General features: G+C 65.9%; 24 protein-coding genes. 14 read left to right on the top strand and 10 right to left on the bottom strand.

Annotated features, from left to right (window positions below):
- The first annotated feature begins 148 nt into the window (after positions 1–148).
- From ACQR0W_RS31620 to ACQR0W_RS31600, 5 genes are read left to right on the top strand one after another with little or no spacing between them, the layout of a single operon-like run.
- Positions 149–751 carry a DUF1285 domain-containing protein gene (locus ACQR0W_RS31620; protein WP_315750393.1) on the top strand — a complete coding sequence of 201 codons (603 nt, stop codon included), beginning with the start codon at positions 149–151 and terminating at the stop codon, positions 749–751.
- Positions 752–759: 8 nt separating this feature from the next.
- Positions 760–1,419 carry a CoA pyrophosphatase gene (locus ACQR0W_RS31615; protein WP_409977949.1) on the top strand — a complete coding sequence of 220 codons (660 nt, stop codon included), beginning with the start codon at positions 760–762 and terminating at the stop codon, positions 1,417–1,419.
- Positions 1,416–1,679: a DUF6111 family protein gene (locus ACQR0W_RS31610; RefSeq protein WP_315717295.1), complete on the top strand. Its 264-nt coding sequence runs from the start codon at positions 1,416–1,418 to the stop codon at positions 1,677–1,679. Before ACQR0W_RS31615 ends, ACQR0W_RS31610 begins: the two co-directional genes overlap by 4 nt.
- The gene (locus ACQR0W_RS31605; RefSeq protein ID WP_315826989.1) at positions 1,676–2,926 is read left to right on the top strand and encodes a CCA tRNA nucleotidyltransferase; all 1,251 of its coding nucleotides are present in this window, start codon (positions 1,676–1,678) and stop codon (positions 2,924–2,926) included. The genes ACQR0W_RS31610 and ACQR0W_RS31605 overlap by 4 nt, the downstream gene beginning before the upstream one ends.
- Positions 2,923–3,699 carry a TSUP family transporter gene (locus ACQR0W_RS31600; protein WP_316167442.1) on the top strand — a complete coding sequence of 259 codons (777 nt, stop codon included), beginning with the start codon at positions 2,923–2,925 and terminating at the stop codon, positions 3,697–3,699. The genes ACQR0W_RS31605 and ACQR0W_RS31600 overlap by 4 nt, the downstream gene beginning before the upstream one ends.
- A gap of 10 nt (positions 3,700–3,709) precedes the next feature.
- On the opposite strand, the gene ACQR0W_RS31595 is transcribed toward ACQR0W_RS31600, so the two are convergent.
- The 3 genes from ACQR0W_RS31595 to ACQR0W_RS31585 all read right to left on the bottom strand — a co-directional run bounded on the left by ACQR0W_RS31595 (position 3,710) and on the right by ACQR0W_RS31585 (position 5,841).
- Positions 3,710–4,117: a diguanylate cyclase gene (locus ACQR0W_RS31595; RefSeq protein ID WP_316235529.1), complete on the bottom strand. Its 408-nt coding sequence runs from the start codon at positions 4,115–4,117 to the stop codon at positions 3,710–3,712.
- An 86-nt stretch (positions 4,118–4,203) separates the two neighbouring features.
- Complete coding sequence (locus tag ACQR0W_RS31590) at positions 4,204–5,103, bottom strand: MBL fold metallo-hydrolase (protein ID WP_315717291.1); 900 nt, start codon at positions 5,101–5,103, stop codon at positions 4,204–4,206.
- Between the two features lie 108 nt (positions 5,104–5,211).
- A complete protein-coding gene (locus ACQR0W_RS31585; RefSeq protein ID WP_315717290.1) occupies positions 5,212–5,841 on the bottom strand; it encodes a DsbA family protein in 630 nt (209 codons plus the stop codon).
- A gap of 119 nt (positions 5,842–5,960) precedes the next feature.
- Between ACQR0W_RS31585 and ACQR0W_RS31580 the strand changes: the two genes are divergently transcribed.
- Positions 5,961–6,875: a LysR family transcriptional regulator gene (locus ACQR0W_RS31580; protein ID WP_316167446.1), complete on the top strand. Its 915-nt coding sequence runs from the start codon at positions 5,961–5,963 to the stop codon at positions 6,873–6,875.
- Between the two features lie 18 nt (positions 6,876–6,893).
- Here the strand turns inward: ACQR0W_RS31580 and ACQR0W_RS31575 are convergent, their stop codons facing one another.
- From ACQR0W_RS31575 to ACQR0W_RS31555, 5 genes are all read right to left on the bottom strand, one after another.
- A complete protein-coding gene (locus tag ACQR0W_RS31575; RefSeq protein WP_315750400.1) occupies positions 6,894–7,622 on the bottom strand; it encodes an HAD family hydrolase in 729 nt (242 codons plus the stop codon).
- 31 nt (positions 7,623–7,653) lie between these two features.
- Positions 7,654–8,541 carry an oxygen-dependent coproporphyrinogen oxidase gene (gene hemF / locus ACQR0W_RS31570; RefSeq protein WP_315717287.1) on the bottom strand — a complete coding sequence of 296 codons (888 nt, stop codon included), beginning with the start codon at positions 8,539–8,541 and terminating at the stop codon, positions 7,654–7,656.
- 103 nt (positions 8,542–8,644) lie between these two features.
- The gene (locus ACQR0W_RS31565; RefSeq protein ID WP_315750453.1) at positions 8,645–9,013 is read right to left on the bottom strand and encodes a 6-pyruvoyl trahydropterin synthase family protein; all 369 of its coding nucleotides are present in this window, start codon (positions 9,011–9,013) and stop codon (positions 8,645–8,647) included.
- 17 nt (positions 9,014–9,030) lie between these two features.
- Positions 9,031–9,663, bottom strand: a complete 633-nt coding sequence (gene queE / locus ACQR0W_RS31560) for a 7-carboxy-7-deazaguanine synthase (RefSeq protein WP_315750402.1) — start codon at positions 9,661–9,663, stop codon at positions 9,031–9,033.
- Entirely contained in the window at positions 9,660–10,145 is a 486-nt protein-coding gene (locus ACQR0W_RS31555) for a tRNA (cytidine(34)-2'-O)-methyltransferase (RefSeq protein ID WP_316171347.1), read from the bottom strand. Before ACQR0W_RS31555 ends, queE begins: the two co-directional genes overlap by 4 nt.
- A gap of 280 nt (positions 10,146–10,425) precedes the next feature.
- On the opposite strand from ACQR0W_RS31555, the gene petA reads away from it, so the two are divergent.
- The 5 genes from petA (at position 10,426) to ACQR0W_RS31530 (ending at position 16,105) form a co-directional block, all read left to right on the top strand.
- A complete protein-coding gene (gene petA / locus ACQR0W_RS31550) occupies positions 10,426–10,956 on the top strand; it encodes a ubiquinol-cytochrome c reductase iron-sulfur subunit (protein ID WP_316171390.1) in 531 nt (176 codons plus the stop codon).
- A gap of 60 nt (positions 10,957–11,016) precedes the next feature.
- Complete coding sequence (locus ACQR0W_RS31545) at positions 11,017–13,089, top strand: cytochrome c1 (protein ID WP_316171348.1); 2,073 nt, start codon at positions 11,017–11,019, stop codon at positions 13,087–13,089.
- Positions 13,090–13,217: 128 nt separating this feature from the next.
- Positions 13,218–13,550, top strand: a complete 333-nt coding sequence (locus ACQR0W_RS31540) for a YnfA family protein (RefSeq protein WP_315717282.1) — start codon at positions 13,218–13,220, stop codon at positions 13,548–13,550.
- Positions 13,551–13,743: 193 nt separating this feature from the next.
- The gene (locus tag ACQR0W_RS31535; RefSeq protein WP_315717281.1) at positions 13,744–14,418 is read left to right on the top strand and encodes a dienelactone hydrolase family protein; all 675 of its coding nucleotides are present in this window, start codon (positions 13,744–13,746) and stop codon (positions 14,416–14,418) included.
- Between the two features lie 634 nt (positions 14,419–15,052).
- The gene (locus ACQR0W_RS31530) at positions 15,053–16,105 is read left to right on the top strand and encodes a hypothetical protein (RefSeq protein WP_315717280.1); all 1,053 of its coding nucleotides are present in this window, start codon (positions 15,053–15,055) and stop codon (positions 16,103–16,105) included.
- Between the two features lie 60 nt (positions 16,106–16,165).
- Here ACQR0W_RS31530 and ACQR0W_RS31525 read toward each other — a convergent pair whose 3' ends face one another.
- Complete coding sequence (locus tag ACQR0W_RS31525) at positions 16,166–16,582, bottom strand: 4-oxalocrotonate tautomerase (protein WP_315717279.1); 417 nt, start codon at positions 16,580–16,582, stop codon at positions 16,166–16,168.
- Positions 16,583–16,715: 133 nt separating this feature from the next.
- On the opposite strand from ACQR0W_RS31525, the gene ACQR0W_RS31520 reads away from it, so the two are divergent.
- The 3 genes from ACQR0W_RS31520 to ACQR0W_RS31510 all read left to right on the top strand — a co-directional run bounded on the left by ACQR0W_RS31520 (position 16,716) and on the right by ACQR0W_RS31510 (position 18,526).
- Entirely contained in the window at positions 16,716–17,288 is a 573-nt protein-coding gene (locus ACQR0W_RS31520; RefSeq protein ID WP_315717278.1) for a TetR/AcrR family transcriptional regulator, read from the top strand.
- 177 nt (positions 17,289–17,465) lie between these two features.
- On the top strand, positions 17,466–17,717 hold the full coding sequence (locus ACQR0W_RS31515; RefSeq protein WP_316171396.1) for a hypothetical protein: 252 nt from the start codon (positions 17,466–17,468) through the stop codon (positions 17,715–17,717).
- Complete coding sequence (locus ACQR0W_RS31510) at positions 17,702–18,526, top strand: DUF3658 domain-containing protein (protein WP_316235530.1); 825 nt, start codon at positions 17,702–17,704, stop codon at positions 18,524–18,526. Before ACQR0W_RS31515 ends, ACQR0W_RS31510 begins: the two co-directional genes overlap by 16 nt.
- A 62-nt stretch (positions 18,527–18,588) precedes the next feature.
- Here the strand turns inward: ACQR0W_RS31510 and ACQR0W_RS31505 are convergent, their stop codons facing one another.
- Positions 18,589–20,013: a tetratricopeptide repeat protein gene (locus tag ACQR0W_RS31505; RefSeq protein WP_316171349.1), complete on the bottom strand. Its 1,425-nt coding sequence runs from the start codon at positions 20,011–20,013 to the stop codon at positions 18,589–18,591.
- Positions 20,014–20,272: the final 259 nt, after the last annotated feature.

Here is a 20,272-nt window from a genome sequence, read left to right as displayed (position 1 = left end):
CCCATATTATCGGCATTACGGGGTATTGACGGCATCACGTTATGGCGACCTTACATGACCTGCAGGGCCGCCAGGAACTTTTGCACAGACGACGGCGATGGAATCTTGCACCAATCGTGCCAAGGTGGACGCAAACTCAAGGCAAACCATGGCGAAGCAAGGGCAGACCACCGACAACGGACTCGATCGGCTGACGTCGGCGGCAACGCAGGCTGGCACATCCGCAAAGGGACTGCCGCCGGTGCATTTGTGGAATCCGCCATTCTGCGGCGATCTCGACATGCGAATCGCCGGTGATGGTAGCTGGTACTACATGGGCACGCCAATCGGGCGGCCGGCGCTGGTGCGGCTGTTCTCAACGATCCTCAAGCGCGAGGGTGACCGCTATTTTCTGGTCACGCCGGTGGAGAAGGTCGGCATCCGCGTCGATGATGCCCCCTTCACGGCCGTAGAAATGCGGACGGAGAGCGATGCGCGCGGGCCGCTGCTGCATTTCCGCACCAATGTCGACGACTGGGTCGCGTGCGATGCCGAGCACCGGCTGCGCTTCGAGCCCGGCGAGAGCGGCGGCCTGACGCCCTATCTGCATGTGCGAGCCGATCTCTGGGCCAAGGTGACGCGGGCGCTGTACTACGAGCTTGTTGACATGGGTGAGGAGCGGATGATCGATGGTCGTGTGATGTTCGGCGTGGGGTCGGGCGGCGCGTTCTTCCCCATGGCCGATGCAGCAGAGGTGAGGGCGGCGCTTTGAACCAGCCCATGGTGAGGAACAGGACCGCTGAACTCAGTTCGGCCGATTTCTTCGCGCGGGGCCGCGCGCGGCTGCGCTTCGATGTTCCGCAGGCCCTGCTGGATCCGGACGTCATTCCGGCCAGTGGAGATTCCGGCACCGACCGCATGCTCGAGATCATCTCCCGCGAGCAGCCGATCCGCCCCGCGGCGGTGCTGATCCCGGTGGTCGACCACCCCGAGCCGACCGTTCTCCTGACCCAGCGCTCGCCGAACCTCTCGAGCCATGCCGGACAGATCGCCTTTCCCGGCGGCAAGATCGACGTCACCGATGCCTCTCCGCTCGATGCCGCTCTGCGCGAAGCCGAAGAGGAGATCGGGCTCGACCGCAGCTTCGTCGACCCGATCGGCTATCTCGACGTCTACGGCACCGCCTTCGGCTTCCGCATCCTGCCCACGGTGGCGCGGGTGCGGCCGGGATTCACGCTCAAGATCAACGAGGGCGAGGTCGACGACGCCTTCGAGGTGCCGCTGGCCTTCCTGATGGACCCCGCCAATCACCAGCTGCATTCCAAGGAGTTTCGCGGCATGGAGCGTTCGTATTACGCGATGCCGTTCGCCGAGCGCTACATATGGGGCGCGACAGCGGGCATCCTTCGGGTGTTGTACGAGCGGATCGGTCGGCCATGATCCGTGGCGTATTGACGGAAATCGGAATTTTCCTCATTCCTTTTGCGGTTTATGTGTTGTTCTTGCTCGCGACCAAATCGGGGCTGTTGGTGCCGGCCAACTGGCCCTTTCATCTGACCACAAAATTGACGGTGGCGGCGCTGGTGCTGGTGATTGCAAGTCTGGTCCTGCTCGCCGAGTTCTCCGGCGCGCCGCCGCGTTCGACCTACGTCCCCGCTCATGTCGAGAACGGCAGGCTCGTTCCAGGGGTCGAGAAATGATCGACGCGCGGGTGCTGCACGCGCCCTGGCTCTCGTCCGGTCCCGCCGCGCGCGTGCTCGCGCTGCTCAATTGCGATGGCGAGGAAGCACGGGTGGTCGGCGGCGCCGTGCGCAATGCGCTGCTCGGCATCGCCATCGGCGACATCGACATCGCGACCACGGCGCTGCCGGCGGAGGTGCTCCGGCGTGCCAAGGCGGCGTCGATCAAGAGCGTGCCGACCGGCATCGACCACGGCACCGTGACGCTGGTGCTGGACGGCCATCCGTTCGAGATCACGACCCTGCGCGAGGACACCGAGACCTTCGGCCGCAAGGCCAAGGTCGAGTTCGGCCGCGACTGGGTCGGCGACGCGCACCGGCGCGACTTCACCATCAATGCGCTCTCCGTCGGGCCCGATGGCGTGGTGCATGATCACGTCGGCGGCCTCGCCGACATCGCCCAGCGCCGCGTGCGCTTCATCGGCGACCCCGCCCAGCGCATCGCCGAGGACTATCTGCGCATCCTGCGCTTCTTCCGCATCCATTCGGCGTTCGGTCACGGCGCCCCCGATTGCGAGGGCTATCTGGCCTGCATCGCCGGCCGTGCCGGGCTCGCCACGCTGTCAGCCGAGCGCGTGCGCATGGAGATGCTGAAGCTGCTCGTCACCGACGGCGCTGTCGGCGCGGTCACGGCGATGGCGGATGGCGGGTTGCTGACGGCGATCCTCGGCGGCGTCGCCTATCTCGGTCCGTTCGCCGCGATGATCGGCATCGAGCGCGAGCTGGAGCTTTCGCCGAGCCCGGTCCGCCGTCTCGCGGCGCTCGCGGTCGCCGTGACCGAGGATGCGCGCCGTCTCGGCGTCAGGCTGAAGCTCTCCAACGCCGAGACCAAGGCGCTCGACGGCATGGGCCACCGCTGGTGGCGGTTCGCTTCCGCCGACGAGGCGCGAGTCCGGCGTCTGCTGTATCGTCTCGGCGAGACCGTCTATCGCGACCGCCTGATGCTCGGCTGGGCGCGGGCGCGCGATCGCGACGACCGGCGCTGGCGCGAGCGTGCGCTGTTGCCGCAGCGCTTCACGCCGCCGAAATTGCCGTTGAAGGCGGCCGATTTCATCGCGCGCGGGGTTGCGGAAGGGCCGCTTCTCGGTCATGTGCTCACCCTCGCAGAGGATGCCTGGTTAGCCGCGGACTTCCCGCTCGACGAGGCATCGCTGAATGCGATCGCCGATCAGGCGGCGGCGCGTGTCAACCGCGACGGACGTTCATGAATTTTCTGGCAGGCTTTGCCGACATCTCCCTGCTGCAACTCCTGCTCGTCGCTGCCGTCGCTCTGTTCGCTTCCATCATCGGTGGTCTTGCCGGCTACGGCACCGGCGCTCTCATGCCGCTCGTGCTGGTGCCGATGGTCGGGGCCGAGCCGGTCGTGCCGATCATCGCGATCTCGGCGATCCTCACCAATCTCAGCCGTGTCGTCGCCTATATCAGCCATGCCGACCGTACGCGCGCCGGAATCGTCATCGCGGCAGCCGCGCTCACGACCGCGCTCGGCGCCTACGGCTACACGCGACTGACCAATGCCGGCGCGGCGTTCGTGATCGGCACGATGCTCATCATGAGCGTTCCGCTGCGGCGGATCCTGCGCAAGCGCGAGGTCAGGATCGGCAATGGCGGGCTTGCTGCCGGAGCGGTCGGCTATGGCGTGCTGGTCGGCGGCACCTCCGGCTCCGGCGTGATCCTGCTGTCGCTGCTGATGGCCGCCGGCCTCGAAGGCGCCGCGGTCATCGCCACCGACGCGATGATCTCGGTGGCGACGGGTGTCATCAAGATCTCGGTGTTTGGTTTGGCCGGCGTGGTCACCGTGCAGGTCCTGGCGTTCGCGCTCCTGATCGGCGCGGTCGCGGTGCCCGGCGCGTTCCTCGCCAAGGCCTTCGTCGCCCGCATGCCGGTGCACATCCACGCCGCCATCCTCGACGCCGCCGTCATCACCGGCGGCGGCGTGATGATCGCATCGGCGCTGCGGCATCTGCTGCCGGCGGCGTAGCCTTCCGGCGTCAAGCCACCTGCTGGTCCGTGTCCCGATCGGATGGCGTGATGCCGTCGGTCTCGGCGCGTGCCACGATGGCATCGAGCGCGGCGACGGCCCGGTTCGTCACCTCGTCGAGCGGCGGCATCATGCCGCCGGAGGCGAGCTCGACCCGGTCGCGGCCCTTGTGCTTGGCACGGTACAGCGCGCCGTCGGCGACGCGCAGGATCTCCGTCAGATCGAGGCCGGCCTCGGGATAGGCGGCGACGCCGACCGAGATCGTCACCCGCGGCAGCATGCCCACGCCATAGCTGATGTTGAGCGCCTCGACGCGGGCGCGCAGCTCCTCCGCGCGCATCGACGCGCTGCTCGACCTCGTCGAGAGCCGCCTGATCAAATGGCGTCCCAACGTCGCCGAGCGCCCGGCCTGAGGCACGACGCGGCCATCCACGAAAGGCCGAAGCGCCGGTCCTGACGGGCCGGCGCTTCTGTCATGTCAGCCTGATGTGGCCGCGGCCTGCATCAGCCCCACTTCATCTCGCCCTTCGCCACCTTGGCGCCGATGTCGAGGGCCACGCCCATGCCGAGGCCGGGGAACTTCGCCTCCATTGCGGCCTTCAGGGCTGCGGCGTCCTTGGCCTTGGCGAGCTCCTCCTCGAACGCGATGAGATAGGACTTGGTGTGCCGAACACCCGACAGGTCGGTGGCGGCGTCCGCCACGGCATGGCCGGCGACCACCACCGTCGGAGCGCGTGCAGCGATCTTGTCGAGGGTCGCGATCCAGGCTGCGCGCTGCTCCTTGCTCTGGGTGTCGGCCGTCCAGACATGGACACCCGAGAAGATCATGACGCCGCCGAATACGGCTGCGAGCGAGGGCACCCAGAGATAGCGCCGATTGGCCAGCCCCTCGGCGGCGACGATCTCGATCGTCTCGCCATCGACCGACAGCGACGGGCCATCGAACGGTTCGGGCAGAACGATGTCGGCCATCGTCTGCGGGCCGTTCTCCTTCAGCTGCGGGCCCCAGACGGCGAGCTTCTTCTCGACATTGCCCTTGATCGCCTCGATGGTCGCCGTGGCGGCGATCACCTTCACGCCGGGAAAGGCCTCGCGGATCGGCTTGAGGCTGAAGTAGTAGTCCGGGTCCGACTGGCTGATGTAGATGGCCGTCAGCGTCTTGCCGCTCGCCTTGATTGCGGCCGCCACCGCGCGGCCGTCCGGATAGTTGAAGCCGCCGTCGATCAGCAGTGCTTCGGTGGGGCCCCTCAGCAGCACGGGCGCGCGGAAGAAGCCGTTCGGACCGGCGGGAAAGTGTGTCCAGACCAGCTTGCTGCCAGCGGCACGGCCGCTGTCCGATGCACCGAGAATGGCTGCGGCGGTCCCTGCAATCGCTGTCGTCATGATCTGTCTCCGTGTCGGCATGTCAGTCTCTTTCTTGGAGTGATAAAACGATGAGGCCGGGCAGCAGGCGGCGCTCCGGCCGTGTGCGACGGCTGGGTGGATTGTGCCAGGCATCGAGTACGGAGCGGCTCAGGCTGCTCCGAGTTGTGCGAGCAGGCCGTCGAGCGGTTCGTACAAAGCGTTGCCCGGCAGCGGCCTCTGCCGCTCGCCGTCACCCGCCAGCAGGGCCGGGACACCGGACAAGCCGTAGCGTCGCATCAAGCTATGCGCGGTCTGGAGCCGGCGGCCATAGGCCTCGACCAGCGCGTGATCCCGGGCCAGCATCCGCTCGGCGGCGCTCGCAAGGCCCAGCGCTCGAAGGACTTCGCCGACGCCCGCGACGCTCACGATGTCCTGCCCGTGTACGTAGCGCGCAAGCTGCAGCTCCTTGAGGACCGTGAGCTCACGGCCGGGGTCGGTGACGTGGACCGCCGTCAGGCCGAGCGATGCGGCTGTCGAATCGAAGGCGCCGCCCGCGCCGAGAATGCGGGTGCGGTACGCGTCGGTGAAACGCTGGCCGGTCTGCTTGGCGATGCGCTGGTCGTTGCTCCAGGCATATTCGGAGAATTGCGCATCCATCCTGCCGGCGCCACGGCCGGCGAACAGGCCAGTGGGCAGCAGCTCGAGCGTGATGGCGTCGTGGGCGGCGAGCGTCTCGACCGCCGGGCCGGCGCCGTAGCACCATCCGCAGAGCGGGTCGAACAGATAGGTCAGTCGCATTTCCGGAACCCTGTCTTGGAGCGGCATGGCGCCGAGATAGCGGGTTCTCGTTTGTTCATAAATACAGCATAATGAGACAGACTGTATGCTGTTAATGGACAATAGAAGGAGCCGCCGGCATGGAGGCGATCAATCTCAACCGCCTCGTCTATTTCGCGGCCGTGGTGGACGCAGCGTCCTTTACCCGCGCGGCCGATCGGCTCGGGATCACCAAAGCCGTGGTCAGCCAGCAGGTCGCCCAGCTCGAGCGCGAGCTCAGAACCGACCTGCTGGTGCGGACCACGCGCAGGGTCGAGCCGACGGAAGCCGGTCGCCTGCTGCATGCCCGCTGTGCTGCCATCCTGCGCGAGGCCGAGAGCGCATTGGCCGAGCTGGCGCAGAGCAACGCCGAGCCGATGGGACTGTTGCGCATCGCCGCGCCGAACGACTACGGCACCTGCACGCTCGCCGCGATCGCAACCGAGTTCTCGCGGACCTATCCGGCCTGCCGGGTCGAGCTGATCCTCGCCGACAGCAAGATCGACCTCGTCGCCAGCCAGATCGATCTCTCGATCCGCGTGGGATGGCTCGACGATTCCACCCTGCAGACCCGCCGGGTCGGCAGCTTCCGGCAGCTGCTGGTGGCCGCGCCGAACGTGGTCAGGCGCGTCGCGCATCCGCGCGACCTCGCCGCGTTGCCGTTCATTGCGAATGCCGCGCTGAGGGAGCCGCTCACCTGGCAGTTCATGAAAGGCGACGTCGAGCGCGAGAGCGTCGAGATGAGCCAGACGCTTACCATCAACACCACGCCGGCGGTGCTCGCCGCGACGCTGGCCGGCGGCGGCCTGGCGGTGCTGCCCGATTTCCTGATCAGGGACGATCTCGCGGCCGGCCGCCTCGTGGCCATCCTGCCGTCCTGGACACTGCCGTCCGGAGGCATCCACGCCGTGTTCCCAGCGGCGCGCTTTCGCCCGCCGAAGGTGACGGCCTTCGTGGCGATGCTGATGGAGGCGCACAAGCGCGCAGTCGCCGGAGGTCCGCGGCGCGCGAAGTGACGCCGGCGCCGCGCGGGCCTAGCCCGCCGGCACCAGCTCGGTCAGCGAGCGGATGATGCGGTCGGGCTTGACGTCGGTGCCTTCCGGCAGGCCGTCGCCATGGACGTCGATCCAGATCGAATAGATGCCGAGCCGCTGCGGCGCGACGATCTCCCATTCGAGATTGTCGCCGATCATCCAGGTGTCTTCCGGGCCGACGCCGAGCCGCTCCATCGCGTGCCAATAGGCGCGCTCCTCGGGCTTGCCGAAGCCGTGCTCGCCCTCGATCTGGATGTGGTCGAAGCGGTGCGCCAGCGCGAAGCGCTCGATCTTGGCGCGCTGCTGGCCGGCCTCGCCGTTGGTGACGAGCGCCAGCCTGACGCCGCGCGCCTTGAATGCGTCGATCGCCTCATGCGCCCCGGGGAAGACGAACATCTGCTCGTCGCGATAGCCGGTGAAGCGATCGGCGATGCGGATCGCGAGCTCGGTCGGTAGAGCAGGACCGTGGCCGGCGAGCGCCGCGAAGCCGTCCTTCACCACCTCCTGCCGCGCCTGGATCAGCTTCATCCGCCATTCGGCGCCGGCGACCGACCAGAAGCTGCGTGCCGAGGCCAGGATCGCGGCGGCCACCGCCTGCGGCGTATGCGGCGCGAGTTCGTCGGCAAACTCGGTGGCGACGATATTCCAGGCGATCTCGGGACGGCCATAGGCCGACAGGATGGTGTCGTCCATGTCGATCAGCATGGCGCGGGGCAGGGCGGCGGTCATGATCAATCTACGCGGTTCAACAAATCGAGTTTCAGGGCCATTTCACCTCGGGCGGCATCGAGGACAGAATGCTGTCGACATTGCCGCCGGTTTTAAGCCCAAATGTGGTGCCGCGGTCGTAGAGCAGGTTGAATTCGACGTAGCGGCCGCGGCGGATGAGCTGCTCCTCGCGGTCGGCGGCGGTCCAGGGGCTGCTGAAATTGCTCCGGACAAGCTCGGGATAGACCTTCAGGAAGGCGCGGCCAACATCCTGGGTGAAGGCGAGGTCGGCCTCCCAGTCGCCGGAATCGTGATGGTCGTAGAAGATGCCGCCGATGCCGCGCGGCTCCTTGCGGTGCGGCAGATAGAAGTACTCGTCGCACCAGCGCTTGTACTTGTCGTACGAGGCCACCGCGGCATGCGCGTCGCAGGCGCCCTTCATCGCGGCGTGGAAGGCCAGCGTATCCGCGTCCTCCTGGGTGCGGCGGCGGTCCAGCACCGGCGTCAGGTCGGCGCCGCCGCCGAACCAGGCTTTCGTCGTGACGACGAAGCGCGTGTTCATGTGCACCGCCGGCACGTGCGGCGACCACAGATGCGCGATCAGCGAGATGCCCGAGGCCCAGAACCGCGGGTCTTCGGAGGCGCCGGGAATCTGGCTGCGGAATTCCGGGGCGAACTCGCCATGCACGGTCGAGCAGTGCACGCCGACCTTCTCGAACAGCCGGCCGTGCATCATGCTCATGACGCCGCCGCCGCCCGGGCCGCCGGCATGGTCGGTGCGCTCCCACGGCGTTCGGACGAACCGGCTCGGTGTGCGCGGATAAAGGTCAGCCGGCGCCTCGTCCTCGAGCCGCTCGAACGCCGCGCAGATCTGGTCGCGCAGGCTCTCGAACCAGGCGCGGGCGCGGGCCTTGCGATCCTCGATGGCGGCGGTGGTCATGGACGTTCCCCTGGCACATTGGCGCTCACCCTGCCGTCAAGCGTCCATGACAGCCGGAAGTGACAGCGCTGTTGTCGCTACGGTTCGGTCCTACCACAATCGATCAGCCCTGCGGACCGAAATAGGTGCAGGTCTCGCGGCAGCTGTCGCGGTGGACGCTGACCTTGGTGACATGGCCGATCGAGCGGACGCGCTCATAGATGAAGCGCGACAGGTTCTCGAGCGTCGGCAGCCCGATCGCCTCGATCTTGTTCAGGAACTTGTGGTCGAGCATGGCCTGGATCTCGCTCAGCCGCTGCGTCAGCACGCCGAAATCGACCACCATGCCGGTCTCGGGATGGGTCGCATCGCCGCGCACCGTCACCTCGGCGCGGAAGGAGTGGCCATGGATCTCCTGGCTGGCTTCGCCGAGCGTCGTGATCGGCAGCGTATGCGCGGCCTCGAAGGTGAACGACTTGGTCAATTCCCACATCGTGTCAGTCACAATCCCTACCTGATGCCGATCATCTTGTGCGTCTGCAGACTGAGCCGCCATTGCGGATGATGCTGGCAGTAATCAATGGCGCGCGCCGTGTTCGCGGCCGCTTCGGGCCCGTCCATCGGCTGCAGCGAGAAGCGCTCGAAGGCGAGCCCCGCGAACGTCTCCGGCTCGGCCCCGTGTTGCGGGTAGACCAGCTTCAGCTCGTGGCCCTGCCGCAGCTTCAGCTCGGCGCCGGCCTTCGGGCTGACGCAGATCCAGTCGATCCCGTCGGGCGGAATGAGCGTGCCGTTGGTTTCGACCCCGACCGCGAAGCCGCGGGCGTGGAGCGCCTCGATCAGGTCGGCATCAACCTGCAGCAGCGGCTCCCCGCCGGTAAGGATCGTATAGCGGTCGGCGGCCCCGCCTGTCCATTGCCCGCCGATGGCCTCGGCCAGCGCTGCGGCGGTCTCATAACGGCCGCCCAGCGTGCCGTCGGTGCCGACGAAGTCGGTGTCACAGAACCGGCACGTCGCGGTTGCGCGGTCGGCCTCGCGGCCGCTCCACAGGTTGCAGCCGGCGAAGCGGCAGAACACGGCAGCGCGGCCCGCCTGGGCGCCTTCGCCCTGCAGGGTCATGAAGATTTCCTTCACCGCGTAGCTCACCCTCCGGCTCCTTGTGCGGATTGCAGTTGGACGAATTGTCCGGTCTGGCGCAGCGCCTCGCCGGCGGCCATCGCCGCGGCCATCGCCACGTTCAGCGAGCGCAGCCCCGGCTGCAGCGGAATCCGCAGCCGCGCATCGGCGACCGCCGCCACGCCGTCCGGCACGCCGGCGCTCTCGCGCCCGAGCAGCAGGATATCGTCCGGGCCGTAACTGAAGTCGAGATAGGAGGTTGCGGCCCTGGTCGTCAGCAGCAGCAGGCGATGGCCCTCTGCGGACCGCCAGGACTCGAACGCGCTCCAGGAATCGTGCCGCCGCCAATTCAGTTGGTCCAGATAGTCCATGCCGGCGCGGCGGAACTGCCGGTCGGACACGGGAAAGCCCGCCGGTTCGATGATGTGGGCCGCGAGCCCGAGGCAGGCGCACAGGCGCAGAATCGTTCCGGTGTTCTGCGGAATGTCGGGCTGATAGAGCGCGATCTGCATGCGAATTGGTCTTAGGACTGAGGCGGAAAGTCCGCTTCCGAAGCGGGAATTGGTGCATGGCGTGCTGCAGGGCCGATAGCGGGCTTGCGCTCGTATCGCAAGGGTGCCAATAGAACGATTCTGGACGGCTTGTTCCCCAGGGGCGGTGGAGCGAGCCGTTTTCTGCCGCCGCGGGGGACGCGGGCGCCGGCAGGATCTCCCGGTCACGTGATCTCCAAGGTCGAGATCGTAAGACGTCGAGCGGGGCGGTTCCACCGGCTGCAACGAAGAAAGGGTTGGAATCGTGACAGCGTCTACTGCGGATCATCCGACACGCCGGGATTTTCTTTTCGTCGCCACGGGCGCTACCGCGGCTGTCGGTGCTGTGGCCGCCCTGTGGCCCTTCATCTCCCAGATGAATCCCGATGCCTCGACCATCGCGGCCGGTGCGCCGATCGAGGTCGATCTCGCGCCCGTCGCCGAAGGACAGGACATCAAGGTGTTCTGGCGCGGCAAGCCGATCTACATCTCCCACCGCACCAAGAAGCAGGTCGAGGAGGTCCGTAAGGTTCCGGTGTCGAGCCTGATCGATCCGGCGACCGACCAGTCGCGCACCAAGGACGGCCACGAGCAGTGGCTGGTCGTGATCGGCATCTGCACCCATCTGGGTTGCATCCCGATCGCCCATGAAGGCAACTACGACGGCTTCTTCTGCCCGTGCCACGGCTCCCAGTACGACGCCTCGGGCCGCGTGCGCCAGGGTCCGGCGCCGCTCAATCTGCCCGTCCCGCCCTATCAGTTCGTTTCCGACACCAAGATCCAGATCGGCTGAGCAGACGTTCGTCTTGAGCTCACGCTCGATCGTGCAAGATAATTTCTTCAGGAACGCATCATGAGTGGACCTTCTGACTACCAGCCGAGCCACCCCGCCTTGAAGTGGCTCGAGCAAAGACTTCCGATCATCGGCTTGGTCCACTCGTCCTTCATTGCCTATCCGACGCCGCGGAACCTGAACTATTGGTGGACGTTCGGCGCCATCCTCTCGATCATGCTGGGCGTGCAGATCGTCACCGGCGTCGTCCTGGCGATGCACTACACGCCGCATGCCGACCTCGCCTTCAAGTCGGTCGAACTGATCGTCCGCGACGTGAACTACGGCTGGCTGCTGCGCAACATGCATGCCTGCGGCGCGTCGATGTTCTTCCTCGCCGTCTACATCCACATGTTCCGGGGCCTGTATTACGGGTCATACAAGGCGCCGCGCGAGGTGCTCTGGATCCTCGGTGTCATCATCTACCTCCTGATGATGGCGACGGGCTTCATGGGCTACGTGCTGCCGTGGGGCCAGATGAGCTTCTGGGGCGCGACCGTCATCACCAACCTGTTCTCGGCCGTGCCGTATTTCGGCGAGAGTATCGTGACCCTGCTGTGGGGCGGCTACTCTGTCGGTAATCCCACGCTGAACCGCTTCTTCGCGCTCCATTATTTGCTGCCGTTCCTGATCGCCGGCGTGGTCGTGCTGCACGTCTGGGCGCTGCACGTCACGGGCCAGAACAACCCGGCCGGCGTCGAGCCGAAGACCGAGAAGGACATGGTGCCGTTCACGCCCTACGCGACGATCAAGGACTTCTTCGGCGTCGCCTGCTTCCTGATCTTCTATTCCTGGTTCATCTTCTACATGCCGAACTATCTCGGCGAGGCCGACAACTACATCCCGGCCAACCCGGCGGTGACGCCGGCGCACATCGTGCCCGAATGGTACTACCTGCCATTCTACGCGATCCTGCGCTCGATCCCGAACAAGCTCGCCGGCGTGATCGCGATGTTCGCGGCCATCATCGTGCTGGTGTTCCTGCCCTGGCTCGACTCGGCCAAGACCCGCTCCAACAAGTACCGCCCGCTCGGCAAGCAGTTCTTCTGGATCTTCGTCGTCGTCTGCATCGGCCTCGGCTATCTCGGCGCGCAGCCGCCGGAGGGTGTCTATGTCGTGCTCGGCCGCATCCTGACGGTGCTGTACTTCGCCTACTTCCTGATCGTGCTGCCGCTGCTCGCGCGCATCGAGCGGCCGCGCCCGCTGCCGAACTCGATCGCTGATGACGTGCTGGCCAGGACCGGCCGCAAGGCGGCACCGATGGTCTCGACCGTGATCGCGCTGGTCGCCGCGGTGTCGCTGCTCGCCGGCAGCATGGGCGACGCCCGTGCCAGCGAAGGCCAGGAGAACCCGCCGTCGGCGAAGTGGTCGTTTGCCGGTCCGTTCGGCACCTTCGATCGCGGCGCCGTGCAGCGCGGCCTCAAGGTCTACAAGGAAGTCTGCTCGAACTGCCATTCGCTGCAATATGTGGCGTTCCGCAATCTCGCCGAGCCCGGCGGCCCGGGCTACTCGCCGGCGCAGGCGGCCGCCTTCGCGGCCGAGTACAAGATCAAGGACGGTCCCAACGACGCCGGCGAGATGTTCGAGCGTCCGGGCCGGCCGGCCGACTACTTCCCGTCGCCGTTCCCGAACGAGCAGGCCGCACGGGCCGCCAATGGCGGTGCGGCCCCGCCGGACCTGTCGCTGATGGCCAAGGCGCGCTCCTACAAGCGCGGCTTCCCCTGGTTCCTGATCGACTTCTTCACCCAGTTCCAGGAGCAGGGCCCGAACTACATCAACGCGCTGCTGCAGGGCTATGAAGAAACTCCGCCGCACGGCGTCGCCATTCCGGACGGCTCGTACTACAACAAGTACTTCCCCGGGCATGCGATCAAGATGCCGCCGCCGCTGTCCGACGGCCAGGTGACGTTCGACGACGGCTCGCCGGCCACCGTGAAGCAGTATGCCCACGACGTCGCGACCTTCCTGATGTGGACCGCCGAGCCGCACATGGAAGCGCGCAAGCGCCTCGGCTATCAGGTGTTCATCTTCCTGATCATCTTCGCCGGCCTGATGTACTTCACCAAGAAGCGGGTCTGGGCCGCCGCGCATTGAGCGGTGATCGGAAACGTCTGATGAAAACGAAAAGCCCCTCCGGGGGCTTTTTTGTTGTCCCTGTGTTAGTTGGGCTCGGGCCAGGGGAGGCCTTGTCCGCGGCGCAGCCGGGAAAACGGAGTTCGCCCATGCCGTCACTTCTCGCCTTCGCCGGCGCCGCCGTGCTGGAGATCGGCGGCTGCTTCGCGTTCTGGGCTTGGCTGCGGCTCGGGCAGTCGCCGCTATGGCTGTTGCCCGGCATGGCCGCGCTCGCCGGCTTCGCGACGCTTCTCACCGTGGCCGACAGCCCGCTCGCCGGCCGCGCCTACGCCGCCTATGGCGGCATCTATATCACCGCGGCGCTGCTATGGGGCTGGCTGGTCGAGGGCCATCGCCCCGATCCGTGGGACGCCGCCGGCGCCCTGATCTGCCTCGCCGGCATGGCCGTGATCCTGTTCGCGCCGCGCGCGATGCCGGTCTAGCGCCCGTAGCCCGGATGAGCGCAGCGACATCCTGGATCGCAACAGTGCCGGCGAGGACCCCGGATGTCGCTGCGCTCATCCGGGCTACGAATCCTCTCACGTTGCAGCGAACCCGATCGCCTCCCGTCGCGCCGGACGCGCATTTGCGGTAAACCCCGCTCCTCAGCTTCCAACAAAACCTGCGGAGGAACACATGGGCACACTGATCAGCTTCAAGCGCCCCGATGGCCAGGAGGCCAAGGGCTATCTCGCCAAGGCCGCGCAGGCCGATGCGCCGGGCGTCGTCGTCATCCAGGAATGGTGGGGCCTGCAGGACCAGATCAAGGGGATGTGCGATCGTTTCGCGCTCGCCGGCTTCAACGCGCTGGCGCCCGATCTCTACAAGGGCACGGTGGTGCCCTATCACGATACGGATGCGGCGGGCCGGGAGATGAACTCGCTCGACTTCATGGACGCGACCACGCAGACCGTGCGCGGGGCCGCGCAATATCTGGCGCGCAACGGCGCCAAGGTCGGCCTCACCGGCTTCTGCCTCGGCGGCGCGGTGACGATCATCGGCGCGACCAAGATCGACGAGCTCGCCGCCGGCGTCGTGTTCTACGGCATTCCGCCTGAGCAGGCGGCGAAGCCGGCCGACGTCAAGATCCCGCTGCAGGCCCACTTTGCCAACAAGGATGATTGGTGCACGCCGGCGCTGGTGGACGGCTTCGAGAAGGCGATGAAGGCCGCCGGCAAGTCGCTCGAGCTCTATCGCTACGATGCCGAGCATGCCTTCGTGAACGAGCAGCGCATGACCGTGCACGATCGCAGGGCCGCCGAGCTCGCCTGGGGCCGCGCCACGGCGTTTTTCCACAAGCACCTCGGCTGAGCTGAGGGCCGGCGCGTCGGTTCCAAACCGCGCCGTGCGGACTCAAACCGCGCGGGCGGTCTTGGTTTCGGCCGAGGGCGCTTCGGCCTCACCAAGAGTCGGAGCGTCGTCTGAAGGAGCCAAGGGGTCGGCGCTGGTCACTGCGTCGGCGGAGCGCCGTCGACGCTTCGTCCGCTTTGCCTGCGCTTCGAGGAAGCAATCGAGCAGCGTCGGCTGCTTCGGGAGCGCATGCGACACTGAGGGCTGTTTGCCGCGGGCCATGTTAACCAAGGTAATTCAATATGGTTAACCAATCATTGCCACACTATTGCAGATAGACAACAGTGTTGCCCTCGCGCACAGCCAAGTTATGTAACTTTTTTGGATTGCGACAATCATGGGTCGATCCCGAGGCGGCGTGCACGCGCGCAACATGAGGTTGTGAGGCACCACACAGCCGCCGGCTGCAGCTTTTCGTCGCTTGGCGCCGTCACGTTTCGGCGAATCACCGGGATCCCGCGGAGATCTGAGCATCGATCATGTTCGAAGCGCGTCGCTTCGTTCGATGTTCGAATTCGCCGCGTCTCGCCGTCGGTTGCGTCGCCGAAACAATCTGAGGTAGCGTTCTCCGGTCCCTCTGCTGATGGAGAAAGCCGTGCGAGTGGCCTTTGCGCTGGCCGGGCTGGGCGGCTTGAACGCCCATGGCGCCGGCTTCCTCGACACTGCCCGCGCCTGGGGCGTGACGCCGGATCTCGTCACCGCGACGTCCGGCCAGATCCTGGTGCTGTCGGCGTGGCTTCAGGGTCTCGATCTGCGCAACGAGCTGATGTCCTCCGACCGCCACCGGGATCCGGCGTCGCAGTTGCGCACGGTGATGTTCGGCTATCCCGGGGTGTTTCGTCCCGCCTATGCCGAGGCGCTGGCGCGCTTCGTCTCCTGGCCGGATTGGCGTGACGGCCCGTTCAACGCCCTCGCCGACCGGCTGTGGCCGGCGCAGCAATATGTCCCGGTGCGGAGCGAGGCCGACTTCGCGCACGCGGCGGAGACGCTCAACGCCACGTCGGTCGGCGTCGTGTTCAACACCTATGATCCCGAGACCGGCACCGGCTATCTCTACGGCAACGAGGCGGCGCGGGCGCTGCTGCCGGCGGAGAAGTCGGTTCCCAACGCCCATGCCGTCAAGGCGCGGCAATCGGCGGCCAAGCGCGACCTGCGCTACGCCTCCGAGGTGCTGGCCGAGCGCGCCATCCGCCCGATCACGCCGGAGGCGGTCAAGGCCGCGCTGTGGCTGTCGCTCTACGGCTTCACCAAGCTGCCCCAGGGACAGATGGACGGCGCTTATCACCGCGCCAGCATCATCTCCGAGCTGCACGGTTTCGACCGCGTCTTTGCCGTCCGCCCGCTCGCCGAGGGGTGGCAGGGCCAGGCGCCGGCCAACTGGTTCGAGGTGCAGGACTGGACCACGGAGATGTGGTTCTCGGTCGGCTACAAGGCCGAGGTCGACGCGCTCAAGCGCATCAACGACCTGATCGCGAGCGGCGTGATCACCGATCCGAAATACAAGACCGTGGAGCTGGTCGAGATCCAGCCGGAGACGCCGGCCGGCTACTTCAACTACTTCGTCGAGCGCGGCGAGGTGTATGAGAACGCGGTGGTGGCGACGGAGATGAAGTTCGCCGAGCTGGGGCTGGTGAAGCCGGGGACGTGAGCGGTCGGCATTCATCACGGCCGCCGCCGCCCAATGCGGTAGCGGCCGTGATGACCGTGGTCAGCCTGCGGTGATGGCCCCCACGAGCGCGTCGTTGGTCATCGGCCTGCCGTCGAGATTCCAGGTGCCGTCGACGGCGTGGACGCCGTTGGACCAGATCCGGTCCCTGGCAAGCGCCCCGCCGGAGAGGTCATGCAGAATGTCGGTGGCTTCGCCGAAGAACGCCGTCTGGACCTCGTGACTGGCGAGCGCGAATGACGGCGTCTTGGTCTCGATCCAGGCGCCATCGACCGGCGTGCCGCCGGCGAAGGTATGGCCCTTCGGCAGGATGTTCAGATGGGCCGTGACGTTCGCCCCCATGATCCTGTTGCCCGCCAGACCATGGTGTCTCAGGAACGATTCCGTGATCCGCGCAACGGCGATCGGCGCCTGGTCGGCAGCGATGACGCCTTCGGTGAGTGTGAGACTGATCGGCATGACTCCTCCTGTGCTCGCCCTAGGGCGGTTGTCCCGGGGAACGGCGGTCATTATATAACGACCGTGATCCACCAATAGAATAACGATCGTTATCAGTCAAGCATGAAATAACGATCGCTATGGAAGGCGCCAGATGCGGTACCACGCCGAGCATAAGCAGGAAGCAAAGACGAAGTTGTTGGAGGCCGCGGGGCGCGGCTTTCGCCGGCTTGGCTATGGCGGCATCGGCGTCGACGGCCTCGCCAAGGAAGCCGGGGTCACGTCCGGCGCGTTCTACGGTCACTTCAAGTCGAAGGACGCCGCGTTCGAAGCCGCCGCGTTGGCCGGGCTGGACGATCTCAGGACGGGCATTGCGAGTCTTCAGCAGCAGATGGGAGCGCGCTGGGCCGAGGCGTTCATCGCATTCTATCTCGGAGAACGTCTCCATTGCATCCTGGACTCGAGCTGCGGACTGCAGAGCCTGACGCCGGACGTGACGCGCGCCAGCGAGGAAACGAAGGCCGCCTATGGCACCGCGCTCGAAAGGGTCGCGCAGCAGATCGCAAAGGGGTTGCAGGGGAGCACCGATGAAGCTCGGCTGCAAAAGGCCTGGTCGCTGATGGCGATCCTCTCGGGAGGGGTGACGATGGCGCGCAGCGTCGGCTCACGCGAAGCCCGCGATGCCATCGCCGCCCACCTCAAACAAGCCGCGCTGGCGCTGCTGTAGAGCCGCTGCCGCGCGAGCGCTCGGCTTCGCAAGTTGTGAGGTGCCGCTCGCCCCAACGCCAGTGAGCTCCCCTGTCCGCAAGGGGGAGGGGAGCGCACCGCCAGTTTGGCGGCATGTCGAATCCAACGACGTTTCGATATCTGCTAGCATGGCCTATCAGATGATCCTGGATCCCGCATGAGCACCGAGCCGATCACGTTCGTCGACAAGTCGTCCGGCGACGACGCATGCGTGCTGGTTCGCGTCGTCGGCAGCAGCGTTGGATTGTCGCTGTCGTTGAGGACGGACGGCGACATCGAGGTCTTCATGGCGGCCGAAGAGCTCGATCGAGTCATCGGTGCGCTTCAGCAAGCTCGCGCGGCGATGGGGCGCGAGGGAAGCGTCATCGTGACTCGCCCCACGCGAACGCACGTCTGGCAAGGGAGATAACAATTCCCCACGCGATCCTTCATGTCGTCTTCAACATGTCCGCTGCAGGCACGTTGCGCGCTGCGCTCCAGCAGGCTGGGCGCAGCGACCGCGTGATTGGCTTTGCCGACAGCCTGAGCTTTGGTCCGATCAATCCACCCGACCCGGAGCTGCGAACCGCCTGGATGGACCAGGAATTGCAAGTGTCAGGCTGGGAAGAGGTGGGCGGCCAGGCAACATCGTTCTGGGACGAGGCACTCTCGAGCAACAACCGACGGATCGCCTGGTTCACGCGGCGATCGACCCAGGAATATGCCGGCTTCCTCGAACTCCTGTGGCGGCTCGGCGATGAGCCGATCGAGATCGTCGATCTCACCGACACAGTCGTGCGGGCAGGGGAGACAGGGCCGAAGGCGCCACGGCTGGCCGTCAGCCTGGGTTTAGTGTCGCCGGAGACAATTCGCGACAATGCACTGTGGGATCTGCGGACCGTTCTGTCGCCAAGCCGGCGTGATGCCTGCCGAGAACGTTGGGCGCGCCTCAAAGCGGAGAACGCGCCGTTGCGCGTCATTCGCGACGGCGAATTGCTGTCAGCGCCGATCTCGTTCTTCGATTCGGTGCTGCTGTCATTTGCCACGGCCGACTGGCAGAAGGCGGCGAGCATTATCGGGGAGGCGCTTTGCGAAACCGGGACGATTGTGCTGCAGACGGGCGATATCGAGTTGTTCGCGCGCGCCCGTGCGCTCGTAGCAGCAGGTTGCCTCGAGTCTCGTGGCGACCTGTTCGATATGCATCGCAGTGAGTTGCGGTTAGCGGGCGGCTGCGCATGACGCGTCAGGAATAGCCGGGTTGGCCGGACCCAGCGCCGCGTCCGCATCAGCCGCGGACCCGTCTAACGTTCCGGGGCCGGCATTGCAGCCCCGCGGCTCTTCTTCAGCTCGCGAACCGCATCCCGGTTGCCTTGAGCCTCGGAGAAATCCGGCGCCAGGGCGATGGCCGCGTCGAAGTCGGCGATCGCGCGATCGTGGTCTGCCTTCTCCTTGTAGGCGAGGCCGCGATTGTTGTAGGCATCGGCATAGCTCGGATCGAGCCTGATGGCCTGATCGAAGTCGACGATGGCCCGGTCGTGATCCCCTTTGTCGTCGTAGGCGATACCGCGACGGTTGAAGGCCTCTGCAAGCTTGCCATTAAGCCTCAGAGCCTCGTCAAAATCGGCGATGGCGCGGTCATGATCGCCTTTCTTGTCGTAGGCCGCGCCGCGGTTCATGTATGCTTTCGCGTGTTGCGGCTCGAGCTTGATCGCCACGCCGAAATCTATGATGGCACGGTCGTGATCGCCCTTATCGTCATATGCTATGCCGCGATTGACATGGGCAAGAACGTGACCCGGATCGCGCCTGATCGTTTCGTCGAAATCGGCGATGGCGTGATCGATGTCACCTGTTTCGAAATACGCGATCCCTCGGTTGAAATGGGCGTTAAGGGCTTTCGCGGGCGTCAGGCCGAATTTGATTGCAGCGCTGTAGTCGGCGATGGCGCGGTCGAACTGCTTCTTGTGTTTATGCACGGCGGCGCGAAGGGTGTATGCGGTGGCGTCAGTCGGGTCGCGTCGGATCGCCTCGTCTATATCTGCGAGACCGCGATCGAAGTCGTTCCTCAGAACATGGACTGCGCCGCGATCAACGTAGGGCTTGGCTTGCTCGGGGTCCAGCGCCAACGTTCGATTGAAGTCCGTGAGCGCCCGATCATAATTTTCTTTCGAGAAGTAGGCCAAGCCGCGATTGTAGTAGTAGAGCGGCTTCTTCGAATCGAGCTTGATCGCCTCGTCATAATCTGCAATCGCCCGATCGTAGTCGCCTTTGCCTGCGTAGGCGAACCCACGATTGTTGCGGGCCGCCGGGTAGGAGGGATCGAGCCTGATCGCTTCGGTGAAATCGGCTATGGCGCGGTCGTACTCCTGTTTCTCATAGTACGCATTGCCACGATTGAAATAGCCGTGGATCTGATCTTGTCCGGACCATCGATCGGACTGCAATGCGAAGGTGCAGCTCTCGATCCGCTGGTCGGCCGGGAAACGGCGGTCCAGGCACCAGGCCAGTGGCGGCTCGCCCTGCGCAACAACGTCGGGCGCCGTCGCCGCGGCAAAGAGGAGCATGGCGGGCAAGGCCAGGGGATGGCGTCGCAAAGGACGAATGCCTTCAGCAAGGGAGACGATGCAGCATAGACCGGGCACTGCATGCCCGGCAATTCGGATATTCGCTCTGCCGATGATCTCCGTGCCGGGCTGGTCGATCATGCGCCGCCCCGCGAAATTCATCAGCCGCCTCAAGCTGATTTGCCCTGTCCAGTCCTTCGCCAAAAAACATTCTTGTTTCTATTTTTCGGAATTCGTGCTCTGATATCTCCGTCCCACCCCGGCACGAGGGGCGTATCGCGATCGTCACGACACGCGGGGTGGAGATGCGGTGGGCGTGTCACGTCGCAGCATGGCGGACGTCGTGCGGACGAACGGCGGGCGCGCACGGTGAAGTCGCATGGTCCTGGCCTCCCGACGCTGAGGCCGCGCCGGTGGTGAT

The sequence above is a fragment of the Bradyrhizobium sp. HKCCYLRH1034 genome (assembly GCF_051168375.1).
In the GTDB taxonomy this organism is placed as follows: domain Bacteria; phylum Pseudomonadota; class Alphaproteobacteria; order Rhizobiales; family Xanthobacteraceae; genus Bradyrhizobium.
This window is presented reverse-complemented; position numbering and strand designations above follow the sequence as displayed.